This window comes from Pseudomonas fluorescens, from assembly GCF_000967965.1.
GTDB classification, from domain to species: Bacteria; Pseudomonadota; Gammaproteobacteria; order Pseudomonadales; family Pseudomonadaceae; genus Aquipseudomonas; species Aquipseudomonas grandcourensis.
Window position 1 is genome coordinate 118,212 of sequence record NZ_LACC01000012.1, and the last position, 25,081, is coordinate 143,292.

Consider the following 25,081-nt stretch of genomic DNA (forward strand, 5'->3'; position numbering starts at 1 on the left):
ATCCGAAACAGATGTGACCGACAGACCGCTATCGCGAGCAGGCTCACTCCTACAGGGATTTGATTGCCAGGCAGCCATTGCAGCTGCCTGGCGTATCGGTTTTAGCCGATGGTCATCAGGCTGGCATTACCACCCGCCGCAGCGGTGTTGACGCTCAACGCACGCTCGATCACCAAACGCTCCAGCGCAATGTTGGTTTCGCCTTGCGACAGACCCTGCACACCGACGATGGCGCCGGCACGCTTGGCAACCTGCTGGCACACCGCACGCAACTGGTCGGAATGGCCGTGATGCACAACCGCATCAAACACCACTTCATCCTTGTTCCAGTCGGAAACCAGCTTGATGCGCGCCTGAATATCCTTCGGCAGACGTGCGAACAAGGCTTTGGTCATGTCAGCTTCAGGCCACACCGCCGAACCACCAACAGCCAATACCGCTGCCAGTTGCGTCAGCAGATCACCTTCGACTTCCGCCAGGCACAGCACGTGTTCACGCGGCAGGATCGCATAGCTGTTGCGCTCGCCGGTCGGGCCAGCCAGTACGCGGGTGATACCGCTTTGCGATTGCGCGGCGAATTGCACGCACAGGGTGCTCAGGTCGGCGAGCTTGTGGCTGTCGGCCCAGGCTTTCAGGGCGGTCAGTGGCTTGCTCATGGCGTCGCGCAGACGAACGTCCGGTGCCGCGGCAGCATCGCCGCGAGCGAAGGATTGTTCGATCGCATCCGCAGGGCGGGTCGACAGCAGGCGGTACAGGTACAGCGGGCCGCCGGCTTTCGGGCCGGTACCCGACAGGCCTTCGCCGCCGAATGGCTGCACGCCTACTACTGCACCCACGATGTTGCGGTTGACGTAGACGTTACCGGCATTGACGTTGTCGATCACCTTGGCGATGGTCTCGTCGATGCGGGTGTGCACGCCCAGGGTCAGGCCGTAGCCGGAAGCGTTGATCTGGCCGATCAGTTGATCGATGTCCTTGCGCTTGTAGCGAACCACGTGCAGCACCGGGCCGAAGATCTCCCGTTGCAGTTCGTCGAAGCTTTCCAGTTCGATCAGCGTCGGCATCACGAAGGTGCCGCGTTTGACTTCTTCGGCATCGGCGATGGCCACCTGGTACACGCTGCGACCTTTGTCGCGCATGGCCTGGATGTGCTTCTCGATGCCGGCCTTGGCTTCGGCGTCGATGACCGGGCCGATGTCCACGGACAGACGCTCAGGGTTGCCGAGACGGCTTTCAGCCATCGCGCCCTTGAGCATTTCGATGACGCGGTCTGCGGAATCTTCCTGCAAGCACAAGACACGCAGGGCCGAGCAACGCTGACCGGCGCTGTCGAAGGCCGAGGAAACCACGTCGATCACGACTTGTTCGGTCAGTGCCGAAGAGTCGACGATCATCGCGTTCTGGCCACCGGTTTCGGCGATCAGCGGGATCGGACGACCCTGGCTGTCCAGGCGACCGGCGATGTTGCGTTGCAGCAAGCGCGCGACTTCGGTGGAGCCGGTGAACATCACGCCTTTGACGCGCTCATCACCCACCAGGCCGGCACCGACGGTTTCGCCACGACCCGGCAGCAGTTGCAGCACGCCTTCAGGGATGCCGGCTTCGAGCAGCAGGCGCACGGCTTGGGCGGCAACCAGCGGAGTCTGTTCCGCAGGCTTGGCCAGTACCGGGTTACCGGCGGCCAGCGCAGCAGCCACCTGACCACTGAAGATCGCCAGCGGGAAGTTCCACGGGCTGATGCACACCACTGGACCCAGCGGACGGTGAGCGTCGTTGGTGAAATCGTTGCGTGCCTGCACCGCGTAATAACGCAGGAAGTCCACGGCTTCACGCACTTCGGCGATGGCGTTGGCGAAGGTCTTGCCGGCTTCGCGGGCCAGCAGGCCCATCAGCGGCTGGATCTCGGCTTCCATCAGGTCGGCGGCACGTTCCAGGATCGCAGCGCGCTCGGCGGGCGGGGTGGCCTGCCAGATCGGTGCAGCGTTGAGGGCGCACTGGATCGCGTTGTCGACGTCTTCGACGGTCGCTTCCTGTACATGGCCGACCACGTCACGCAGATCGGACGGGTTCAAGACCGGTGCCGGCGCTTCGGTGCTGGAGGCGCAACCGAGCATCGGCGCGGCTTTCCAGTGGTTGTGTGCGGTGGCGAGCAGGGCGCAGGACAGGGATGCCAAACGATGTTCGTTGGCCATGTCGATGCCGCTGGAGTTGGCACGCTCGGAACCGTACAGGTCACGTGGCAGCGGAATGCGCGGGTGCGGCAGGCCGAAACCACCTTCCACGGTCGCCATCTGCTCGATGCTGGCTACCGGATCGGCCACCAGTTCCTGGATGGAAATCGACTGGTCGGCGATGCGGTTGACGAACGAGGTGTTCGCGCCGTTTTCCAGCAGGCGACGCACCAGGTAAGCCAGCAGGGTTTCGTGGGTGCCGACCGGAGCGTACACACGGCACGGACGGTTCAGCTTACCTTCGGAAACTTTGCCTACAACCTGTTCGTACAGCGGTTCACCCATGCCGTGCAGGCACTGGAACTCGTACTGACCCGGGTAATAGTTCTGACCGGCGATGTGATAAATGGCCGACAGGGTGTGGGCGTTGTGCGTGGCGAACTGCGGGTAGATGACTTCCGGCACCGACAGCAGTTTGCGCGCGCAAGCGATGTAGGAAACGTCGGTGTACACCTTGCGGGTGTAGACCGGGTAGCCTTCCAGGCCTTCGACCTGGGCGCGCTTGATCTCGCTGTCCCAGTACGCGCCTTTCACCAGGCGGATCATCAGGCGATGACGGCTGCGGCGAGCCAGGTCGATCACGTAGTCGATCACGTACGGGCAACGCTTCTGGTAAGCCTGGATGACGAAACCGATGCCGTTCCAGCCAGTCAGTTGCGGCTCGAAGCACAGGCGCTCGAGCAGATCCAGCGACAGCTCCAGGCGGTCGGCTTCTTCGGCGTCGATGTTCAGGCCGATGTCGTATTGCTTGGCCAGCAGGGTCAGCGACAACAGGCGCGGGTACAGCTCGTCCATCACGCGCTCGTACTGCGCACGGCTGTAACGCGGGTGCAGGGCGGACAGCTTGATCGAAATGCCCGGGCCTTCATAAATCCCGCGACCGTGGGAGGCTTTGCCGATCGAGTGGATGGCTTGTTCGTACGAGGCCAGGTACTTCTGGGCGTCGTGCTCGGTGAGTGCGGCTTCACCCAACATGTCGTAGGAATAGCGGAAACCCTTGGCTTCGAACTTGCTGGCGTTGGCCAGGGCTTCGGCGATGGTTTCGCCGGTCACGAACTGCTCGCCCATCAGGCGCATGGCCATGTCGACGCCCTTGCGGATCATCGGCTCGCCGCTCTTGCCGATGATGCGGCTCAGGGACGAAGTCAGGCCAGCTTCGTTGTGGGTCGACACCAGTTTGCCGGTCAGCAGCAAACCCCAGGTGGCGGCGTTGACGAACAGCGACGGGCTGTTGCCCAGGTGCGGCTGCCAGTTGCCGGTGCTGATCTTGTCGCGGATCAGGGCGTCGCGGGTGCCTTTGTCCGGGATGCGCAGCAGCGCTTCGGCCAGACACATCAGCGCTACGCCTTCCTGGGACGACAGGGAGAACTCCTGCAGCAGGCCCTGAACGATGCCGGCACGGCCGCCGGCGCTCTTCTGGTTGCGCAGTTTTTCAGCAATCGAGGCGGCGAGTTTGTTGGTGGCTTCGGCCATCGGTGCCGGCAGGCGTGCCTGTTCGATCAGCATCGGCACGACTTCCGGCTCAGGGCGACGGTAAGCGGCGGTGATCGAGGCGCGCAATACCGATTGCGGCAGGATGCTTTCGGCGAATTCGAGGAAGCACTGGTGGGCGTGATCCTGAGGCGCGTCGACGCTGTCGTCGGAATCCTTGGTCAAACCGCTCAGCTCGGTCAGGGTTGCACCACCCTCGAGTTTTTCCAGGTAATTGAAGATTGCCTGCTTGATCAGCCAGTGCGGCGTGCGATCAATCGAGGTCGCGGCGGCCTTGAGGCGTTCGCGGGTCGGGTCGTCAAGTTTGACCCCAAGGGTGGTGGTAGCCATGTTTTTATCCTCATGTTTGCCACGACTGCGTGGCATCAGCTGGCGGCAAGATTAGCCGTGCGACTGTTGAGGTGCAACCGGGTGCAACCCTTTTTTTGTCGGAATATTACGCAACTCGTCAGGAAATAAATTCCGGTACGGCAGTGCCGCCTCTGCTTGGTGCTTTTTAGGGTGGTTGGCCCTCTTTCTTGCTCCGAAAAGGAGCAAAAATCGGGGTTTGATATTTATTTCCGACTGGGTGCAACTTATTCTCGAGAAACTGGTTGCACCTTATTTGCTTTGTTGAATAGCATTCGCGCCCAAGGTGCAACCCGGGAAAACCCGGGTGCTCCGGCTGATGGCTTTCCTGGGGAAACATCAGTCATAAATGCGCGGGAATCCGGATCGTCTGTCAAACGTATGCGTTTGCGAGCGGTTCACCAGCCGCCGCTACATAAAAACAAAGCCAGGGCGTAACTTAATGAGCGTAAGCAATCCAACCCTGATCACGTTTGTGATCTACATCGCAGCAATGGTGCTGATCGGCTTGATGGCCTATCGCTCCACCAACAACCTTTCCGACTACATTCTGGGCGGCCGTAGCCTGGGCAGCGTCGTGACCGCACTGTCCGCCGGTGCCTCCGACATGAGCGGCTGGTTGTTGATGGGTTTGCCCGGCGCGATCTACATGTCCGGTCTTTCCGAAAGCTGGATCGCCATCGGCCTGATCATCGGCGCCTACCTGAACTGGCTGTTCGTCGCCGGCCGTCTGCGTGTGCAGACCGAGCACAACGGTGATGCACTGACCCTGCCGGACTACTTCGCCAGCCGTTTCGAAGACAAAAGCGGCCTGCTGCGGATCATCTCTGCGGTCGTGATCCTGGTGTTCTTCACCATCTACTGCGCTTCCGGCATCGTGGCCGGCGCCCGTCTGTTCGAAAGCACCTTCGGCATGTCCTACGAGACGGCGCTGTGGGCCGGTGCTGCGGCGACGATTGCCTACACCTTTATCGGTGGATTCCTGGCGGTGAGCTGGACCGATACCGTACAAGCCACCCTGATGATCTTCGCGTTGATCCTGACGCCGGTTATCGTGCTGCTGGCCACTGGCGGCGTCGACACCACTTTCCTGGCCATCGAAGCGCAAGATCCAAGCAACTTCGACATGCTCAAGGGCACCACTTTCATCGGCATCATCTCGCTGATGGGCTGGGGTCTGGGCTACTTCGGCCAGCCGCATATCCTGGCGCGTTTCATGGCTGCCGATTCGGTTAAATCGATCGCCAAGGCCCGTCGCATCTCCATGACCTGGATGATCCTGTGCCTGGGCGGCACCGTGGCCGTCGGCTTCTTCGGTATCGCCTACTTCTCGGCGCACCCGGACGTGGCTGGCGCGGTCTCCGAGAACCACGAGCGCGTGTTCATCGAACTGGCCAAGATCCTCTTCAACCCATGGATCGCGGGTATCCTGCTGTCGGCCATCCTGGCTGCGGTGATGAGCACCCTGAGCTGCCAGTTGCTGGTGTGCTCGAGCGCCCTGACCGAAGACTTCTACAAGACCTTCCTGCGTAAATCCGCCTCCCAGGTTGAACTGGTGTGGGTCGGCCGTGCCATGGTGCTGTTGGTTGCCCTGATTGCAATCGCGCTGGCGGCCAACCCGGAAAACCGTGTACTGGGCCTGGTGAGCTACGCCTGGGCCGGTTTCGGTGCCGCATTCGGTCCGGTCGTGCTGATCTCCGTGATCTGGAAAGACATGACCCGCAACGGCGCACTGGCCGGTATCCTGGTCGGCGCGATCACCGTGATCGTCTGGAAACACTTCGAACTGCTGGGCCTGTACGAAATCATCCCTGGTTTCATCTTCGCCAGCCTGGCGATCTACTTCGTCAGCAAAATGGGTACGCCGACTGCTGGCATGTTCCAGCGTTTTGCTGCTGCAGAGAATGATTACCGCCTGAACAAGTGATGAGTGATGAGTGATGGGTTGAACTCTTCCCATCCCTGATAAAAGAACGGCTCGCAGCTCTATGCTGCGGGCCGTTTTTTTTTGAGGTCAATCTAGAGCGCGCTTTGGTTCCTGCCTCCGTTTGCGTCACCCTTTTCTTTGGAGCTTGTAGGAAATTTCCTGTTTTGCCCGGCTGCCTTGAATTACCTCTCTGGTCACGTACTTTGCGTTAGCCCACTCATTCCGAGTCGGTGTTACCCATCGTTATCAAGGGCGCGCTTCCCATGACTGGGGCGCCAGTAGAAAGGGAGATCAGCAATGGCAGAGGGATTTTTCATTCGCAAGGATGACAAGACGACCTGCGGTGGCAAGGTTCTGGAGGCTGATACAAACATCATGATGTTTGGTATCGCTCATGCTCGTGCGGGGGATCGGGTTTCCTGTGGCAAGGACGACAAAACCTATGTCATCGAGGGCGGTGTTTCATACATCGTGAGTCACGGAAAGCTGGTGGCGGGCTCGCTGGACAGCTACAGCAGCTGCCCCTGCAAAGCCGGGCTGATCCCATCGTTTTTCACAAATAGCTACATGTCCAGCCGCAATGCTGCGCCGCATGCCACCCGTGCAGCGACTCAACAGACGACCCCCACCGCCTCCAGCAACCCGGTAGCCTCACGACCTTCCAGCTTTGCGCCGGCGCCAAGCGTTCCCAATCCAGTGCGATCAAGCAGTACAGCGGCCGAGGAACCGGGCTTCTACATCGTGCCCAAAAGCACCACCCGCGAACAACTCGAGGCCTCGCTGTTCACCCTGCGCGACCCGGCGGTGATGGGCAAATTCAAGTTGCTCAATCCCAACCTGCGGGACGTCAAAGCTGGCTCGATGATCGTGCTGAGCGATCCCAATAACTACCAGTGCACCCGTGAAGAAGCGCTGCTTATGGATGTGGCAGCCAGGACCAATCAGGTGCTTGAAACGCTTACTCCGGAGGAGGCGGATTTTATGGTGGAACACCGGGATGCCCTTCAGACGATCTTGGGCTTCGGTTCGGGCGCCATAGGTGTCGGCGCGAGCATTTTCAAGAATAATCTGGATAACGTCGGCGATACCTTGCGTGAAATGGAAACGCTGCATCAGCGTTCATTCCTGCGCGATGGACATCTGAACTCACCGACATTTCTGGCCGAGCGCCAAAAGCTGCTGGCACAACTCGATAGTCACCTGACAAGCCTGACGCGCAAAGGCATCGGTTTCCCACACCACCCCAATTTGAACCGTGCAATGTTCCTATCTCCTCCCAGTCTGGTTCACCGCTGGACGGAAGCCGGCGGCGTGGGGCAGATGCCGGGGTATGCGACTCATCTTGATGGCGTGGCCAAGGCTTCAAAGTACCTCAAGTTCGGCGGCTGGGTCGGCACTGCGGTCGGTGGCGGGGCTTCGGCTATGAAGGTTCAGGATGTGTGTACGGCGGGCAGTACTGAAGTTTGCGAGCGAATCAGATTTACTGAGGCGGGTGCCTTTGCCGGGGGAATAGGAGGTGGTGTAGCTACTGGCACGATTTTATCGGCCCCCGTTGTCGGTGCAATATGTGCTGGTTTGAGCATACCTACAGCCGGTATAGGGACATTGGCATGCGGTATCGTAGTGGTTGGTGCTGGTTCTTTTGTCGGCGGCCTATATGGCGGAAAGGGTGGGGAGATAATCGGAGAACTTATATATGAGAATGTGAGATGACAACATCAGAATTAATTGTAGGTGGTTTGTGTGGGGGAGTGTTACTTGGGATCTATATTTGGATCGGGTTTGCGCTATACCTTGGCTATACAAGGGGTGAAGAATTGTCGAAATATTTCAAGAATAGCTCGTCACTGATTACTGCAAAGACGCACAAGCATACAGGCCCTTTTGGGAAGCTTCAGTTAGTGGGCGGCATAGCCAGTGTAGTTACGTTTCCTCGATTTTTTGTGAGATGTGGGTTGGCCAGCGCTGAGGATATAGAAAAATTTCCACTTATATTTAGGCGAAAACTAATTTTTTTGCAATGGAGTGTAATAGGCTTGCTCGCCAGTTTGGTGTTTCTAGTTACATTGTGGGAGTCAGGAGTTCTTAAGTAATATAAGCGTGGGTCAGTAGCTGGCTCGCGTAAGGCAAGACAGAATGCCAACTGCAGCCATTATTTTTGGCGAGTAAATTTGTTGTGGCAGGGCACTTCTTTGGCTGCTGGGGTTGCCTCGGTGAGGCGGGTTAAAAAACTGGCAAATTAAACTACGAGACGCTGACATGAGCGTGAGTGTCGCGCAAAAATTATTTTTGTGTATCAGCCTTACTGGTTTCGGCGGGCTTCTAATTTTCCTTTGCGTATCGTTGCATTTGGCTTACGCCAAAATGGATGTAATGCTGGATCATTTGAAAAACTGCCCGGCTATTATGGTCCGGGCTCCTTTCAAGAACGGCGGAGCTTGGGGAAGGCTATTCGTACTTGGTGCAGTAATGGGCGTGATGACTATGCCAAATTTTTATCTCCGTGATGGCGGGGCCGATGCGAAAGATCTGGAAGCTTTTCCTGGAGGACTTAGGAAAAAACTAATAGTTTTGCATTGGGGCGGGGTTGCTTGTATTGCTCTATTGCTAGCGCTTTTTGCAGTTAACGCGCTTGGCTACATCCAGTAATGCCCGGGTTAAGTTGCAAGAAGCTCTATGGTGGATTGAAATCGCTGCGAATTTTCTGGGCAAGGTCCTAGGACGTTTCCTTCAAAACGTAGCGGCTTTCATGAACTGGTGCCACGAGGGGTCTACCGATAGTCTTTGCCAGCCACTGACAACTCTGTGGCGGGGTGTAGGAACCTCTCAAGACCGTTAGAGCTACATTGGCGTCACTGCCTGGTTTGCGGCCGTTTTCATGCGGCCGTAAGATCAGTTGCGGCGGCTATGCGCGGGCACGCTTCGGCGTGGTCGAGTTTTGCTCTAAGGGTCTCGATATTCCTACCCCGTGCATAGCTGCCACCCTAGCCCGTAGGAAGGCTAATGGCAGGTCCATTTCTTCCTTAGAGCGTTAAAAATGAAATCAATACATCCCGATCCACCCTACGAAAAACCAATCCCCCATCCCGACAACCGCTTCATGGCATTGACCAGCAACTGCACCGATATGCCCACCCTGTTCGTCGACACCCACGCGCCACTCGACATCCTCGCCGATGCAGCCAACTACAGAATCCGCGCAGTCACCCAAGTGCTGGAGAACCTGTCCATGCGCGGTTCGATCGAGTGCGAGTCGTTCATCCTCAGCGATTTCGCCTTGCTCTGCGCCATTACGTTGCGCGATGGCTGTGATGTGCTGGATGTGGTTGGGCGGCGGTTGCGGGCGCGGCCTTTGGCATAGCGCTAGGCGGCTTTTGTGGCGAGGGAGCTTGCTCCCGTTCAACTGCGTAGCAGTTGTAGAACAGGGGAGTGCAGTGTGTCAGACCAGGCCGGGGTTCAGGTTTTGGGGCTGCTTCGCAGCCCAGCGGGAGCAAGCTCCCTCGCCACAGGGGGTGGTTACGGCCGCTCAGCTGCCAACCCCTGACTTGCCGGCCGGTAAAAGGTAAACTTCCCGGCCTTCGCAGGAGCAGCCATGAATTATCGTCACGCCTTCCATGCCGGCAATCACGCCGATGTGTTCAAACACCTGACCTTGACCCGCCTCATCGCCCTGATGTCGCGCAAGGAGCAGCCGTTTGCCTATCTCGACACTCACGCCGGCATCGGTCTGTATGACCTTCAGGGTGACCAGGCCAACCGTACCGGCGAGTACCTGGAAGGCATTGCGCGTTTGTGGGATCAGCCGGATCTGCCGATCCTGACCGCTGATTACATGCAGGTGCTGCACGAGATGAACCCGGATGGCCAGTTGCGCTATTACCCGGGCTCGCCGGAGCTGGCGCGACGCCTGACTCGCCCGCAGGACCGTGTGTTGCTCAACGAGAAACACCCGGAAGACGGCCTGCTGCTCAAGGACAACATGGCCGGTGATCGCCGGGTCAAGGTGCACCTGGGCGAAGGCTGGCATGTGCCGCGAGCCTTGCTGCCGGTGCCGGAGAAGCGTGCGGTGATGTTGATCGATCCGCCGTTCGAGAAGCTCGACGAGATGCAGCGCTGTGCCGCTTCGTTGAAGGAAGCGATCGGCCGCATGCGCCAGACCGTGGCGGCAATCTGGTACCCGGTGAAGGATCAGCGCGCGCTTCGCCGCTTCTATCAGGACCTGGCGGGTACCGGTGCGCCGAAGTTGTTGCGGGTGGAGTTGTTGGTGCATCCGCTGGATACGCCGAACAGCCTGAACGGTTCCGGGCTGGCGATTGCCAATCCGCCGTGGGGGCTGGAGGAAGAGTTGCGTGAGCTGCTGCCATGGTTGTCTGAGAAGCTGGGGCAGACACAGGGTGGGTGGCGGATGGATTGGTTGATTGCTGAGAGTTGATCAGCAATCAACAATCTGTGGCGAGGGAGCTTGCTCCCGCTGGGGTGCGAAGCACCCCTAAAAACCGGTAACTGCGTTCTTTCAGTAAGAACCGGTTCTCCGGTTTTGCGATTGCTGCGCAACCGAGCGGGAGCAAGCTCCCTCGCCACAGTTCAGGGTTAGTTGCCCGCCAGGCTCGGTGGCATGCACACGCCGGTACCGCCGATGCCGCAATAGCCTTCCGGGTTTTTCGCCAGGTACTGCTGGTGATACGTCTCGGCAAAGTAGACGGTCGGGGCCTGGTCGATTTCGGTGCTGATTTCACCGAGACCGGCCTTGGACAGCTCGGCCTGGTAGGTTTCCTTGCTCTTGAGCGCCGCGTCCAGTTGTTCCTGGCTGGTGGCGTAGATCGCCGAACGGTACTGGGTGCCGATGTCATTGCCCTGGCGCATGCCCTGCGTCGGGTTGTGCAGTTCCCAGAACATCGCCAGCAGTGCTTCGTAGCTGACCCTGGCCTTGTCATACACCACCAGCACTACTTCGGTGTGGCCGGTCAGGCCCGAGCAGACTTCTTCGTAGGTCGGGTTCGGGGTGAAACCGCCGGCGTAGCCGACCACGGTGCTGACCACGCCTTCGCGCTGCCAGAAGCGGCGTTCCGCACCCCAGAAGCAGCCGAGGCCGAAGATCGCGAAGTCGACGTCTTCGAAGAACGGGCCGAGCAACGGGGTGTCTTTAAACACAAAGTGCTTTTCAGGCAGGGTCATCGCGGTTTCGCGGCCGGGCAGAGCTTGTTCTTTAGTCGGGAGCACGTTTTTGTTCACCAGAATTTCCGAGCGCAGAACCATGATCAGTCCTCTCAGTCAGGATAATTAGACAGACAAGCAGTTTGCCCGAGAGTTGGATCGCTGTCAGGCGATTGGGCCACGGGGGTAGCGTTTGAGCTTGTCGATCAGCTCGTTGCCCGGGATCGGACGGTCGAACAGGTAGCCCTGGCCGACGTCGCAGCGGTGACGGCGCAGGAACGACAACTGCTCGGCGGTTTCGATGCCTTCGGCCACGACCTTGAGTTTCAGGTTGTGGGCCATGGCGATCACCGCGGAGGTGATTTCCATGTCGTCCTGGTTGTCCGGGATTTCGTGGATGAAGCTTCGGTCGATCTTGATGATGTCGATGGGGAATTTTTTCAAGTAGCTGAGCGACGAGTAACCGGTGCCGAAGTCGTCCATGGCCAGGGTCAGGCCCAGACGCTTGAGCTGGTCGAGCTGCAAGTGGGTGTCTTCGGTGGCTTCCAGCAGCAGGCCTTCGGTCAGCTCCAGCTCCAGCAAATGAGCCGGCAGGGCTTCCTCCTTGAGGATGTTGGCAATGGAGGCCACCAGGTCAGGGTCGGAAAACTGCTTGGGTGACAGGTTGATCGCTACTTGCAGGTTGCCCAGGCCGGCGGCGGTCAGCGCTTTGCTCATGCGGCAGGCCTGGCGGGCGATCCATTTGCCGATCGGAATGATCAGCCCGGTTTCTTCGGCGACGCTGATGAACTGATCCGGGCGGATCATGCCCTTTTCCGGATGGTCCCAACGCAGCAGTGCTTCCATGCCCAGCAGGCGACCGCTACGCAGGCACAGCTTGGGCTGGTAGAACACGTCGAGTTCGTTCTGGGTCAGGGCGCGGCGCAGGTTGTTTTCGACGAACAGCTTGTAGCTGGCCTCGGCGTTCAGCGCTTCGGTGAACACTTGCACCTGGTGCTTGCCGTTGGCCTTGGCCTTGTGCAGCGCCAACCCGGCGTTGCGCATCAGGGTTTGCGGGTCGCGCCCGTGCAGCGGCGCGCAGGCCAGGCCAACGGAGCCGGTGACACTGATCAACTGGTTGTCGACGAACATCGGTTTGTCGAGGGTCGCCAGCAACTGGTTGGCCACTTGCTGGCCGACGGTGAGGTCGCTGTTGTCCAGCAACACGGCGAATTCGTTGCTGGCGAATCGCGCCAGGCTGCCGCTCGGGATCAGGCTGTTGCGCAGGCGTCGGGCCAGGCTGATCAGCAGTTTGTCGCCGGTCTGGTGGCCAAGGCTGTCGTTGATCCGCTTGAAGTTGTCGATGTCCACCAGCAGCAGGCTGATCGGCGCGTCGCTGTCCCGGGCGAAGCGTTCATCGAGGTTGCGGATGAACGCCGGGCGGTTGCCGAGGTTGGTCAGGTTGTCGGTGTAGGCCAAGCGCTCGATTCGCTGCTGAGCGAGCTTGGTCTGGGTGATGTCTTCGTAGATGCCGATGTAGTGGGTCAGCTCGCGGTTGTCGCCGTAAACCTTGGAGATCGACAACTGGCCCCAATAGGGTTCGAGGTTTTTCCGGCGGCTCTTGAACTCGCCCTGCCAACTGTTGCTCTTGGCCAGCGCCGAAGGCGCGTCGAACAGCAGTTCGCTGAGGTTCTCCAGGGCCGGTAGTTCTGACAGGCGCTGACCGTGCACTTCTTCGGTGGAATATTGGGTGATCGCGGTGAAGCTCGGGTTGACGTATTCCACCACGCCGTCGCAGTTGACCAGCAAAAACGCGTTGGCACTCTGTTCGACCGCCCGCTGGAACAGGTGCAGGGCGCTGGTGGCGGTTCGCCGGTTGTGGTTGCTGATGACCTGGGCAAACTGGTCCGCCAGTTCTCCGGCGAAGGCGATTTCATCCGACTGCCAGGCGCGGGTCGCCCCGGTCTGCTCCAGGCACAAAACGCCGACCACCTGGCCATCGACGCGGATACTGGCATCGAGCATTGCGTTGACGTCGCGCGGGCGCATGCTTTCGGCCATCTCCCGGGTGCGCGGGTCGCGCATGGCGTTATGGGCGTCGATGGCACGGCCGGTGTGCAGGGCGTCGAGGTAATCGGGGAAAACACTGACATCGATCGGCTGCGGCAGCAGGTATTCCTGCTTCGTGCGGTGATAGGCCGAGATCGGCACCAGCATCGAGCCTTCGAGGTGCCACAGGCTGGCACTGTCGATTTCGTAGATGTCGCAGGCGCTGCGGGTGATCAGCTCGGCGGCTTCGCGCAAGGAGTTGTTGCTGCTGTAGCGTTGACGGGTGAGCAGCAGGATCAGGTCCTGCTGGGCACGCACCCGCTCCAGGTGCAGCAGTTGCTCCTGCTGGGCCCGCTGATTGAGTTCCAGGGCGATTTGCAGGCGCGAATTCTGGGTTTCCAGATCCAGGGCCGGTTGCAGCGGGTCATCCTCGAACAGGCCGTCGATGACCAGCAGGTAGCCGCGCAACAGGTGTCGATTGTGTTGTTTGTAGGCTTCGCCCAGTTCAAGCAGAGTCAGGGAGCCAGCGGCGGTGTGCAGGGTGTAGCGGATCAGGTAGTGCGTGCTTTCAGTCAGTTGCTGCTGGATCGCGTCGTGCAGTTGATAGCGCGCTTGCGGCTCCATCAGGCTGGCGTAGGGCGAGCCCACCAGCGCGCACAGCTCAACGGCGGGCAGGCCGAACTGGCGTTCGCAATTGGGATCGAGAAACAGCAGTGCCCAGCTGGGTTCATTAAGCCGTTCGAAACGCAGCATGCCGAGCCGCGAAGGCACAGGCAACTGCGTCACTACCTCGGCCACCATACGGCTGGCGGCATCGGGTTGGCTTTTCATGGAGAGAACTCGCTTCGAATATGCTGAACGCGCTGGGCTCTCGCCCTCTTTACTGTTGCCTGCGGCAAGGTTGCATCATTGCGACACCGACTGACAAGAGAGATGAAGGCCAAGTGCTATAAGAATATGTCGGCAGACGACGGGATTTCTTCAGTCGGTGGCAGAAAGTATTGCTATTCGCCGAAAAATCGCAGTTTTGCAAGTATTGCCAATGACTGCGATCTGTTTCCGGGTCAGCGAATCTGGATGCCAACGGACTGCAAAGGCTTGCCCTCCCGGTCGTGGAAATTCACCTGAAGCTGCCCGGCATCGACGACCAGGTGGGCAAAGTTATCCTGGCTGATCACGTTGCTGGTCAGCTCATGTCGATAGTCGCCGGAGGCGGTGCGGACCAAGGGTTGATCGAGGACGAACGTGGAGGCTGTGGCATAGGGCAACATTCTGCTGTTGCACAGCGGTGACGAGACGATGGTGTGGACTTCGAAGTCCGCATCCTCGCTGTGGGTCAGGCGACTGGTCAGCGAGCCGTGGACATCGCCGGAAATGAACACGACGTTTTTGATGCTGTGTGTGCGAATGGTCTCCAGCAACCGTAGCCGTTGTTCGGGGAAGGCTTGCCAGGCGTCATCATCCGAGCGTTTTTGGTCAGGGTAGAACATGACACTGGTGACCACGAATTTGATCCGCGCCGGGCTGTGGATCAGCCAGTCGCACAAGGCCTGTTCCTGGGCTATATCGAGAATGCGTCGGTCAGAGGCCGACAGATTACGTCGGGTTCGACTGTCGGTAACAAACCATTCGATATCACCTTCAGTAAATTGATACCAATATTTGTCCAGTCGTTTATTTATCAGTCCATCACTGGTTAGTGCATGGGCTGGGCTATGGCTGGCCTGATACAGCTCATAGGCCCTGATTGCGTTTGCATATAAGTAGTCATCGGACTTGCTCTTGTTGGCGGGCCAGTTGTCTTCTATTTCATGGTCGTCAAGGATCATGTAAGTGGGCAAGCTGGACATTAACCTGGTGATATTTATCTGCGAAAACGCCACGCGATATTTATGCAGGATTTCCTTGAGCTCCCGATCCGGGGCAATGATGTTCAAATCATCGACATAGATTTGGTCACCCGTCATCACCATCGCACTGACGGGAGGACTGGCTTGCTCCACCAGGCGTGAAATTGAAGCGAAGATTCTGTCGCCCAAGTGAGGGGCGAATGCGATGCCTGCGGTCATGCGCAGGTATCGGCAAGAGCCGATAATGTAGGCCCTTGAAAGGCCGGCCTGGCTGGAGCGGGTATGCAGGTGATAAATCTGTCGTGGCCATCGCAGCGGCAGTTCTTTCACCGTGTCGACGGTGTGCGCCGGGCTCATCGGGCTGAACCACCCGGCCTGATATTCATAGTCGGAGTCGGCGGACAGGTTGTTTAGTGCAAAGACTTCGCACATGTCGTGCTCGGGTTCGAGTTTCGCAAAGTTGCCTTTTGACCAGTGATCTTCGCCTTGTCGTCTATAGCGAATGCCGGCAAATACCAAGGTGTTTTTATTGTGTTCGCCGCGCAAAAAAATACGTGCGTGATTAGTGGTGGTGTGACCAATAATCGGGCCGACAGTTGGTTTGAGCATGTTTGAGTCCATTCGGCTGCTAACGAATTAGGTAGATGATTGTTTCGGGTGTAATAAGTAGTCTTTCGGCCAAGGCTAGTTATTTGGCCCGAAAAAATATCTGGCAGAAACGGATTCGAGTTGTGGGCGATATCAGCCACAAATGTAGGAAGACGTTTTAAGTAAAAAATTCAGGCAAAAAAAAGCCCCGCCAAATTGGCGGGGTTGAGGTACGAGCGTGGCGCTCGGAAACGTGGAACGCAACAGGCCCTCCGGTGAAGGAGGGCCGGTCGGTGTTACAGGAGCATGGTGCGGATGTCGCCCAGCAGATCGCTCAGACGCTTGGTGAAGCGTGCAGCAGCGGCGCCGTTGATCACACGGTGATCGTAGGACAGCGACAGCGGCAGCATCAGTTTCGGCTGGAAGGCTTTGCCGTCCCAGACTGGCTGGATGGTTGCCTTGGAAACACCGAGGATCGCCACTTCCGGCGCGTTGACGATCGGCGTGAAGCCGGTGCCGCCAATGTGGCCGAGGCTGGAAATGGTGAAGCAGGCGCCTTGCATCTCGTCCGACGAGAGCTTCTTGGTCCGGGCTTTTTCAGCCAGGGAAGCAGCCTCGGCGGCCAGTTGCAGCAGGCTCTTCTGGTCGACGTTCTTGATGACCGGCACCAGCAGGCCATCCGGGGTGTCGACGGCGAAGCCGATGTTCACGTATTTCTTGCGGATGATCGCTTTGCCGCTTGGTGCCAGCGAACTGTTGAAGTCCGGCAGTTCCTTGAGCAGGTGTGCGCAGGTCTTGAGCAGCAACGGCAGGATGGTCAGCTTGACGCCGGCCTTCTCTGCAACGGCTTTCTGGGCAACACGGAACGCTTCGAGCTCGGTGATATCCGCCGAGTCGAATTGCGTCACGTGCGGCACGTTCAGCCAGCTGCGATGCAGGTTGGCAGCGCCGACCTGCATCAGGCGGGTCATCGGCACTTCTTCGATTTCACCGAAGCGGCTGAAGTCCACGACCGGAATCGGCGGGATGCCCGCGCCACCGGTTGCGCCAGCAGCAGCGGCCGGTGCTTCCTTGGCCTTCTGCATCATGGCCTTGACGTAAACCTGCACGTCTTCCTTCAGGATGCGCCCGTGCGGGCCGCTGGCGCCAACGGCGCTCAGCTCGACGCCGAATTCGCGGGCCAGTTGACGCACGGCTGGGCCGGCGTGAACTTTTGCACCAGGCTTGGCTGGAGCGGCAGCCGGGGCAGCAACAGGTGCGGCGGCGGCAGGTGCTGCAGCGGCTGGAGCAGGTGCGCTCGGTGCGGCAGCGGCAGGCGCTGTAGCAGCGGCCGGAGCGGCGCCTTTGACTTTCAGTTTCAGGATCAGGTCGCCGGTACCGACTTCGTCATCGAGCTTGATGGAAACGCTTTCCACCACGCCAGCGGCAGGCGATGGGATTTCCATGCTCGCCTTGTCGGATTCCAGGGTGATCAGAGACTGGTCGGCTGCAACGGTGTCGCCGGCCTTGACCAGGACTTCGATGATCTTGGCCTTGCCCGACGAACCGATGTCCGGAACGTGGATGTCCTGAACGCTGTCGGCCACTGGAGCAGCCGGTGCGGCAGCGGCAGGCGCTGGAGCAGCGGCGGCAGGTGCGGCCGCCTGAGCTGGAGCGGCAGCAGCCGGTGCAGCAGCACCTGCCACTTCCAGATCCAGGATCAGGTCGCCGGTGCCGACTTCGTCGTTGAGCTTCACGCTGATGGCCTTGACCACGCCAGCGGCAGGCGACGGGATTTCCATGCTCGCCTTGTCGGATTCCAGGGTGATCAGCGACTGATCAGCTGCGACGGTGTCGCCGACCTTGACCTGGATCTCGATGATCTGGGCCTTGCCCGACGAGCCGATGTCCGGCACGTGCACTTGCTGAACGCTGGCAGCAGCCGGCGCAGCAGGAGCAGGGGCGGCGGCAGGTGCTGCAGCCGGTTTGGCTTCAGCCTTGGCGGCTGGCGCAGCGGCAGCCGCAGGGGCCGCTTGCGCGGCACCTTCGACTTCCAGCTCCAACAGTTCGTCGCCTTCTTTCAGACGATCGCCCAGCTTCACTTTCAGGCTCTTGATGATACCGGCCTTCGGCGCAGGCACTTCCATGCTCGCCTTGTCCGACTCAAGTGTCAGGATGCTCTGGTCGGCTTCGATACGGTCGCCGACCTTCACAAACAGTTCAATTACTTCACCTTCACCGCTGCCGATGTCAGGTACGCGAATGAGTTCGCTCACAGAATCTCTCCTCAGCAGTCCAGTGGGTTGCGTTTTTCCGGGTTGATACCGAACTTGGCGATGGCTTCAGCCACAACCTTAGGTTCGATGTCACCACGGTCAGCCAGTGCTTCCAGGGCTGCCAACACCACGAAATGACGGTCGACTTCGAAGAAATGACGCAGTTTCTTGCGGCTGTCGCTGCGGCCGAAACCGTCGGTGCCCAGGACTTTGAATTCCTTGGACGGTACCCACTGACGGATCTGCTCGGCGAACAGTTTCATGTAGTCGGTAGAGGCGATGACCGGACCTTTACGGCCGTTCAGGCACTCTTCGACGTAGCTCAGCTTAGGCTTCTGGCCAGGGTGCAGACGGTTGGTGCGCTCAACGGCCAGGCCGTCGCGACGCAGTTCGTTGAAGCTGGTAACGCTCCATACGTCGGCGCCGACGTTGAACTCTTCACGCAGGATCTTCGCTGCTTCACGGACTTCACGCAGGATGGTGCCGGAGCCCATCAGCTGAACGTGGTGCGCCGCTTCGCGGTTGTCTTCTTCGAGCAGGTACATGCCTTTCTTGATGCCTTCTTCGGCACCGGCCGGCATGGCTGGCTGCTGGTACGACTCGTTCATCACGGTGATGTAGTAGAAGACGTCCTGTTGCTCTTCGGTCATCTTCTTCATGCCGTCCTGAATGATCACCGCCAGCTCGTAGCCGTAGGTTGGATCGTAGGTGCGGCAGTTCGGGATGGTCGCGGCCAGCAGGTGGCTGTGACCGTCTTCGTGTTGCAGGCCTTCACCGTTCAGGGTGGTACGGCCGGCGGTGCCGCCGATCAGGAAGCCACGGGTGCGGCTGTCGCCAGCGGCCCATGCCAGGTCGCCGATACGCTGGAAGCCGAACATCGAGTAGAAGATGTAGAACGGCAGCATCGGCTGGTTGTGGCTGGAGTACGAAGTACCGGCAGCGATGAAGGAGCTCATGGCGCCCGCTTCGTTGATGCCTTCTTCGAGGATCTGGCCCTTCTGGTCTTCCTTGTAGAACATCACCTGGTCTTTATCGACTGGCTCGTAGAGCTGGCCGACGGAGGAGTAGATGCCCAGCTGACGGAACATGCCTTCCATACCGAAGGTACGGGCTTCGTCCGGGATGATCGGCACGATGCGCGGGCCGATTTCCTTGTCCTTGACCAGTTGCGCGAGGATCCGCACGAAGGCCATGGTGGTGGAGATTTCGCGGTCGCCCGAGCCGTCCAGGATCGCCTTGAGGGTGTCCAGTGGCGGAGTCGGGATGTTGAAGCTCTTGGCGCGACGCTGAGGTACGAAGCCGCCCAGTGCGGTACGGCGCTCGCTCAGGTAACGGGCTTCGGCGCTGCCTTCTTCGGGTTTGAAGAATGGCAGGTTTTCCAGCTCGTCGTCCTGGACTGGGATGTCGAAACGATCGCGGAACAACTTCAGGCTGTCGACGTCGACTTTCTTGGTGTTGTGCGCAGTGTTCTTCGCTTCGCCGGCACCGGTGCCATAACCCTTGATGGTCTTGGCCAGGATGACGGTTGGTTGTTCTTTGTGGTTGACCGCTTCGTGGTACGCCGCGTAGACCTTGTACGGGTCGTGGCCGCCACGGTTGAGCTTCCAGATCTCGTCGTCGGACAGGTCTTCGACCATCGCCTTGAGTTCAGGCGTGTTGAAGAAGTGCTCACGGACGAACGCGCCGTCTTTGGCTTTGTAGTTCTGGTACTCGCCGTCGATGACTTCGTCCATGCGACGTTGCAGGATACCGTGGGTGTCCTTGGCAAGCAGCGGGTCCCAGAAACGGCCCCAGATGACTTTGGTCACGTTCCACTGAGCACCGCGGAACACGCCTTCGAGTTCCTGGATGATCTTGCCGTTGCCGCGAACCGGGCCGTCGAGGCGCTGCAGGTTGCAGTTGATGACGAAGATCAGGTTGTCCAGCTTCTCGCGGCCGGCCAGGGAGATCGCGCCCAGGGATTCCGGCTCGTCGCACTCGCCATCGCCCAGGAAACACCAGACTTTCTGCTTGCCGGCAGGAATGAAACCACGGTGTTCCAGGTACTTCATGAAACGTGCCTGGTAGATCGCCTGGATCGGGCCCAGACCCATGGATACGGTCGGGAACTGCCAGAAGTCAGGCATCAGCCAAGGGTGCGGGTAGGACGACAGGCCCTGGCCGTCGACTTCCTGGCGGAAGTTGTTCATCTGGTCTTCGGTGATGCGGCCTTCCATGAATGCGCGGGCGTAAACGCCTGGCGAGGTGTGGCCCTGGAAGTAGATCAGGTCGCCGCCGTGTTCTTCGGTCGGGGCCTGGAAGAAGTAGTTGAAGCCGATGTCATACAGGGTCGCACTGGAGGCGAAGCTGGAGATGTGACCGCCGAGGTCAGAATCCTTCAGGTTCGTACGCATTACCATGGCCATCGCGTTCCAGCGTACCAGCGAGCGAATGCGGCGTTCCATGAACAGGTCGCCAGGCATGCGTGCTTCGTGGGTTACCGGGATGGTGTTGCGGTAAGGCGTGGTGATGGCGTAAGGCAACTGCGAACCGCTGCGGGTCGCCAGTTCACCCATACGGGTCATCAGATAGTGAGCACGGTCTTCGCCTTCTTTGTCGAGAACCGATTCCAGGGCGTCCAGCCATTCCTGGGTTTCGACGGGATCGAGGTCTTGCATGGCTTGCTCCAGGGCGGAAAGGCTTCCAGAATCGGTTGCCTGAGTTTGCGACTGGCCTTGTGGGCAGACGATATAAATTCTTGGATTGCCGATAGGTTGTTCCGGCGGCGTGTAGTTTTACTACAAATCTTCCGGCATTTCAGCCCGGCTAATGTATATACGAGTAGTAAAACTACAGAAGAGCGGCTTGTGGCCCCCGGCTGCGTTGTGAGAATAATCGTTAAGGTTGGTCTTTTTCCAACTACAAAAGGTAAAAGCTTGATGCTGTCTGCCAAAATTGAAGAAATTTCAGCTATTTCTAACTTTTGTTCGACACTCCCTCAGGTAGTGGGTTTTCGAAAACCACTACATGCAGTCCGTTGTACGCCGATCAAGGATAGACCATGAGCCTCCCTTCGCTTGCCGAACTGCCCGCCATTCTCCTGCCGCTTGTCACCCGCGCCGAGCAGTCGTTCCGGGCTGCCGTCGCCGCCCTGGACGATGACCATTGGCTGTCTGCCTGGACGCCGGAACGCTGGGCGCAATTTGCCCGCGTCACCGCCGCCAGCGATTTCGTGATTGAACAGTGTGTTCGTGACCCTTTGATGTTGCTGGAGCTGGTGCAGTCCGGCGAACTGGACCGTAGCTTCGCTCCCGGCGAGTTGTGCGGGCAGATCGCGGCCGCCGTGAGCGTGGCCGAGACCGAGGATCTGCTTGGCCGCGCCTTGCGCCGCCAGCGTGCACGCCATCAAGTGCGGATCATCTGGCGCGACCTGACCCGCCAGGCCGATTTGATCCAGACCTGCCGCGACCTTTCGGACATGGCCGATGCCAGCATCGATCAGGCCTATCAATGGTTGTACGTGCGCCATTGTCAGCAGTTCGGCGTGCCGACCGGGCGGCGCAGCGGCGAACCGCAGCAGATGGTCGTTCTCGGCATGGGCAAGCTCGGTGCCGTGGAGTTGAACCTGTCGTCGGACATCGACCTGATTTTTGCCTACCCCGAGGGCGGCGAAACCGTCGGCGTCAAACGCCCGCTGGATAACCAGGAGTTCTTCATTCGTCTGGGTCAGCGGCTGATCAAGGCCCTGGACCCGATGACCGTCGACGGCTTTGTATTCCGCGTCGACATGCGCTTGCGTCCTTACGGTTCGGCGGGCGCGCTGGTGCTGAGCTTCAACGCGCTGGAGCAGTATTACCAGGATCAGGGTCGCGACTGGGAACGCTACGCGATGATCAAGTCGCGGGTGGTGGCCGGCGATCAGGTGGCCGGCGCGCAACTGCAAGAGATGCTGCGACCTTTCGTTTACCGACGTTACCTGGATTTTTCCGCCATTGAAGCGCTGCGCACCATGAAGCAGCTGATCCAGCAGGAAGTGCGGCGCAAGGGCATGGCCGACAACATCAAGCTCGGTTCCGGCGGTATTCGCGAAGTCGAGTTCATTGCCCAGGCGTTCCAGCTGATCCACGGCGGCCGCGATCTGAGCTTGCAGCAGCGCCCACTATTAAAGGTGCTGAGCACGCTGGAAGGTCAGGGTTACCTGCCGCCGGCCGTGATCAGCGAGCTGCGTGAAGGTTACGAATTCCTGCGTTACACCGAGCACGCGATTCAGGCGATTGCCGATCGCCAGACGCAAATGTTGCCCAATGGCGAGCAGGATCAGGCGCGTATTGCCTTTATGCTGGGTTTCGCCAACTGGACGGCGTTCCACGAGCAACTGATGTACTGGCGCGGCCGTATTGCCTGGCACTTCGGGCAGGTGATCGCCGATCCCGATGAAGAGCAGGGCGCCGAAAGCGAAGTGGTGGTCGGTGGTGAGTGGTTGCCGCTGTGGGAAGAGGCCCAGGACGATGAGGCCGCCTGCCGCCAACTGGAGGAAGGTGGTTTCAAGGATGCCCCAAAAGCCTTGAGGGCCCTGGCCGGCTTGCGCAGCAGCCCGCAGTTGAGGGCGATGCAGCGTCTGGGTCGCGAACGTCTCGATGCTTTTATTCCGCGTTTGCTGGCGCAGGCCGTGGAACATGACAATCCGGACCTGGTACTGGAACGGGTGCTGCCGCTGGTTGAAGCCGTGGCCCGTCGTTCCGCTTATCTGGTGCTGTTGACCGAGAACCCCAGTGCGTTGCGGCGGTTACTGACGCTGTGCGCGGCGAGCCCGTGGATCGCCGAGCAAATCACCCGCTTCCCGCTGCTGCTCGACGAATTGCTCAACGAAGGCCGGCTGTTCAAGCCGCCACTGGCGCCAGAACTGGCGGCAGAGTTGCGCGAGCGTCTGACACGAATTCCCGAAGACGACCTCGAACAGCAAATGGAAGCCCTGCGTCACTTCAAGCTGGCGCACCGCCTGCGGGTGGCTGCCTCGGAAATCGCCGGCAGCCTGCCGCTGATGAAGGTCAGCGATTACCTGACCTGGCTCGCCGAAGCGATCCTGGAGCAAGTGCTGGCACTGGCCTGGCGCCAGACCGTGGCCAAGTACGGCACGCCGCTGCGCACCGATGGCACTTTGTGCGATCCCGGGTTCATCATTGTCGGTTATGGGAAAGTCGGCGGCCTGGAACTCGGGCATGGTTCGGACCTGGACCTGGTGTTCATCCACGACGGCGATCCGCAGGCTGAAACCGATGGCGTCAAACCCATCGATGGTGCGCAATTTTTCACCCGGCTGGGGCAGCGGATCATTCACTTGCTGACGGCGCAGACCAACTCCGGGCAGCTGTATGAAGTGGACATGCGTCTGCGGCCGTCCGGGGCGTCGGGGTTGCTGGTGAGTTCCCTGGGGGCGTTTGCCCGTTATCAGGAGAACGAAGCCTGGACCTGGGAACACCAGGCGCTGGTGCGGGCGCGGGTGTTGGTGGGCAGTCAGGATGTCGGCCAGGCCTTCGAGAAAGTCCGCGCTGCGATATTGGGCAAGACCCGTGATCTGCCGACCCTGCGCCAGGAGGTCAGTGAGATGCGCGCCAAGATGCGCGATAACCTTGGCAGCAAGAGCACGGCGGCCGGCACCGGGGCAAATGCCTTCGAAGCCACGGTGCCGTTCGATATCAAGCAGGACGCCGGAGGTATCGTCGATATTGAATTTATGGTGCAATACGCGGCCCTGGCGTGGTCCGAAACACACCCGCCATTGCTGCGCTGGACGGACAACATCCGCATTCTGGAAGGGCTGGAGCATGAAGGGCTGATGCCCGTCGAAGATGCCAGCCTGTTGCGTGAAGCGTATAAAGCTTACCGCTCCGCCGCCCACCGGCAGGCCTTGCAGAAGGACCCCGGGGTGATACCGGGCGACCAGTTCGCAGACGAACGGCAGCAGGTCATGCGGATCTGGCGTGAGCTGGGGCTGAGCTGAAACGCTCCGGTTGGAGCGAAGAGATTCAAATGTGGGAGCGAGCCTGCTCGCGATGAGGTCGTCACAACCAGCATCTATGCTGACGGTCAGGCCGCTTTCGCGAGCAGGCTAGCTCCCACGGTAGATCTGCGGTGTTTTGTAGAATTCTCGAGGCGGGGAGGCATAGGCCTCCCCGGTTCGTTTATGGAAACCACATGAAAATTCTGATCGTTGGGCCCAGTTGGGTCGGTGACATGGTGATGGCGCAGACACTTTTCCAGTGTCTGAAACAACGCCACCCGCAATGCGAAATCGACGTGCTGGCCCCCGAGTGGAGCCGGCCGATTCTTGAGCGCATGCCCGAAGTTCGCCAGGCCTTGAGCTTTCCGCTCGGTCACGGTGTCCTGGAGCTGGCAACGCGTCGGCGCATCGGCAAATCCCTGGCTGGCCAGTACGACCAGGCGATCCTGTTGCCCAACTCCCTGAAGTCGGCGCTGGTGCCGTTCTTTGCCGGCATCCCGAAGCGCACCGGCTGGCGTGGCGAATTCCGCTATGGCCTGCTCAACGACGTGCGCACGCTGGACAAGGATCGTTACCCGTTGATGATCGAGCGCTTCATGGCCTTGGCGTTTGAGCCGGGCGTTGAGCTGCCAAAGCCGTATCCGCGTCCGAGCCTGCAGATCGACCCGGTTACCCGCGAAGCTGCACTGGCCAAATTCGGCCTGGCCCTCGACCGTCCGGTGTTGGCCCTGTGCCCCGGCGCCGAGTTTGGTGAGTCCAAGCGCTGGCCGTCCGAGCATTACGCCAAGGTTGCCGAAGCGAAGATCCGCGAAGGCTGGCAAGTCTGGCTGTTCGGTTCGAAAAACGATCACGCCGTGGGCGAAGACATCCGCGCGCGGCTGATTCCCGGCCTGCGTGAAGAGTCAGTGAACCTCAGTGGCGGCACCTCGCTGGCCGAAGCCATCGACCTGATGTCCTGTGCCGATGCGGTGGTGTCCAACGACTCCGGATTGATGCACGTTGCCGCCGCCCTGAATCGCCCGCTGGTCGCGGTCTACGGCTCGACGTCACCAGGTTTCACACCACCATTGGCCGAGCACGTTGAAGTCGTTCGCCTGGGTATCGAATGCAGTCCATGCTTCGACCGCACCTGCCGTTTCGGCCATTACAACTGCCTGCGCCAACTCATGCCGCAAGCGGTGAACGAAGCCCTGCAGCGGTTGCAAGGCACTCCGGTCGAGGTCAAATAG

At 59.6% G+C, this 25,081-nt stretch carries 13 protein-coding genes; 7 read left to right on the forward strand and 6 right to left on the reverse strand.

All coding sequences use genetic code 11. The features are described from left to right. Nucleotides 1-101: 101 nt before the first annotated feature. On the reverse strand, nt 102-4,052 hold the full coding sequence (gene putA, locus VC35_RS10265) for a trifunctional transcriptional regulator/proline dehydrogenase/L-glutamate gamma-semialdehyde dehydrogenase (protein ID WP_046039716.1): 3,951 nt from the start codon (nt 4,050-4,052) through the stop codon (nt 102-104). 460 nt (nt 4,053-4,512) lie between these two features. On the opposite strand from putA, the gene putP reads away from it, so the two are divergent. The 5 genes from putP to VC35_RS10290 all read left to right on the forward strand — a co-directional run bounded on the left by putP (nt 4,513) and on the right by VC35_RS10290 (nt 10,429). Continuing rightward, nucleotides 4,513-5,997, forward strand: coding sequence for a sodium/proline symporter PutP (gene putP / locus VC35_RS10270; protein ID WP_046039719.1), 1,485 nt, complete (start codon nt 4,513-4,515; stop codon nt 5,995-5,997). Between the two features lie 297 nt (nt 5,998-6,294). Further along, on the forward strand, nt 6,295-7,710 hold the full coding sequence (locus tag VC35_RS10275) for a PAAR domain-containing protein (protein ID WP_046039721.1): 1,416 nt from the start codon (nt 6,295-6,297) through the stop codon (nt 7,708-7,710). A gap of 546 nt (nt 7,711-8,256) precedes the next feature. Continuing rightward, nucleotides 8,257-8,646, forward strand: coding sequence for a hypothetical protein (locus VC35_RS10280; RefSeq protein ID WP_046039722.1), 390 nt, complete (start codon nt 8,257-8,259; stop codon nt 8,644-8,646). A gap of 388 nt (nt 8,647-9,034) precedes the next feature. Beyond that, a complete protein-coding gene (locus VC35_RS10285; RefSeq protein ID WP_046039724.1) occupies nt 9,035-9,358 on the forward strand; it encodes a hypothetical protein in 324 nt (107 codons plus the stop codon). Between the two features lie 231 nt (nt 9,359-9,589). Beyond that, nucleotides 9,590-10,429 carry a 23S rRNA (adenine(2030)-N(6))-methyltransferase RlmJ gene (locus VC35_RS10290; RefSeq protein ID WP_046039726.1) on the forward strand — a complete coding sequence of 280 codons (840 nt, stop codon included), beginning with the start codon at nt 9,590-9,592 and terminating at the stop codon, nt 10,427-10,429. 158 nt (nt 10,430-10,587) lie between these two features. Here VC35_RS10290 and msrA read toward each other — a convergent pair whose 3' ends face one another. The 5 genes from msrA to aceE form a co-directional block, all read right to left on the reverse strand. Continuing rightward, nucleotides 10,588-11,253 (reverse strand): peptide-methionine (S)-S-oxide reductase MsrA, encoded by a 666-nt coding sequence (msrA, locus tag VC35_RS10295; RefSeq protein ID WP_046039728.1) that lies wholly within the window; start codon nt 11,251-11,253, stop codon nt 10,588-10,590. A 63-nt stretch (nt 11,254-11,316) separates the two neighbouring features. Then, nucleotides 11,317-14,010, reverse strand: a complete 2,694-nt coding sequence (locus VC35_RS10300; RefSeq protein WP_046039730.1) for a putative bifunctional diguanylate cyclase/phosphodiesterase — start codon at nt 14,008-14,010, stop codon at nt 11,317-11,319. Between the two features lie 233 nt (nt 14,011-14,243). After that, nucleotides 14,244-15,638 (reverse strand): alkaline phosphatase D family protein, encoded by a 1,395-nt coding sequence (locus VC35_RS10305; protein WP_046039732.1) that lies wholly within the window; start codon nt 15,636-15,638, stop codon nt 14,244-14,246. Between the two features lie 275 nt (nt 15,639-15,913). Beyond that, a complete protein-coding gene (gene aceF, locus VC35_RS10310) occupies nt 15,914-17,872 on the reverse strand; it encodes a dihydrolipoyllysine-residue acetyltransferase (protein ID WP_046039735.1) in 1,959 nt (652 codons plus the stop codon). Nucleotides 17,873-17,883: 11 nt separating this feature from the next. Next, the gene (gene aceE / locus VC35_RS10315) at nt 17,884-20,529 is read right to left on the reverse strand and encodes a pyruvate dehydrogenase (acetyl-transferring), homodimeric type (protein ID WP_046039738.1); all 2,646 of its coding nucleotides are present in this window, start codon (nt 20,527-20,529) and stop codon (nt 17,884-17,886) included. A 383-nt stretch (nt 20,530-20,912) separates the two neighbouring features. Here aceE and glnE point away from each other — a divergent pair, with 383 nt between their 5' ends. After that, entirely contained in the window at nt 20,913-23,852 is a 2,940-nt protein-coding gene (glnE, locus tag VC35_RS10320; RefSeq protein ID WP_046039740.1) for a bifunctional [glutamate--ammonia ligase]-adenylyl-L-tyrosine phosphorylase/[glutamate--ammonia-ligase] adenylyltransferase, read from the forward strand. A 194-nt stretch (nt 23,853-24,046) separates the two neighbouring features. Then, on the forward strand, nt 24,047-25,081 hold the full coding sequence (waaF, locus tag VC35_RS10325) for a lipopolysaccharide heptosyltransferase II (RefSeq protein ID WP_046039741.1): 1,035 nt from the start codon (nt 24,047-24,049) through the stop codon (nt 25,079-25,081).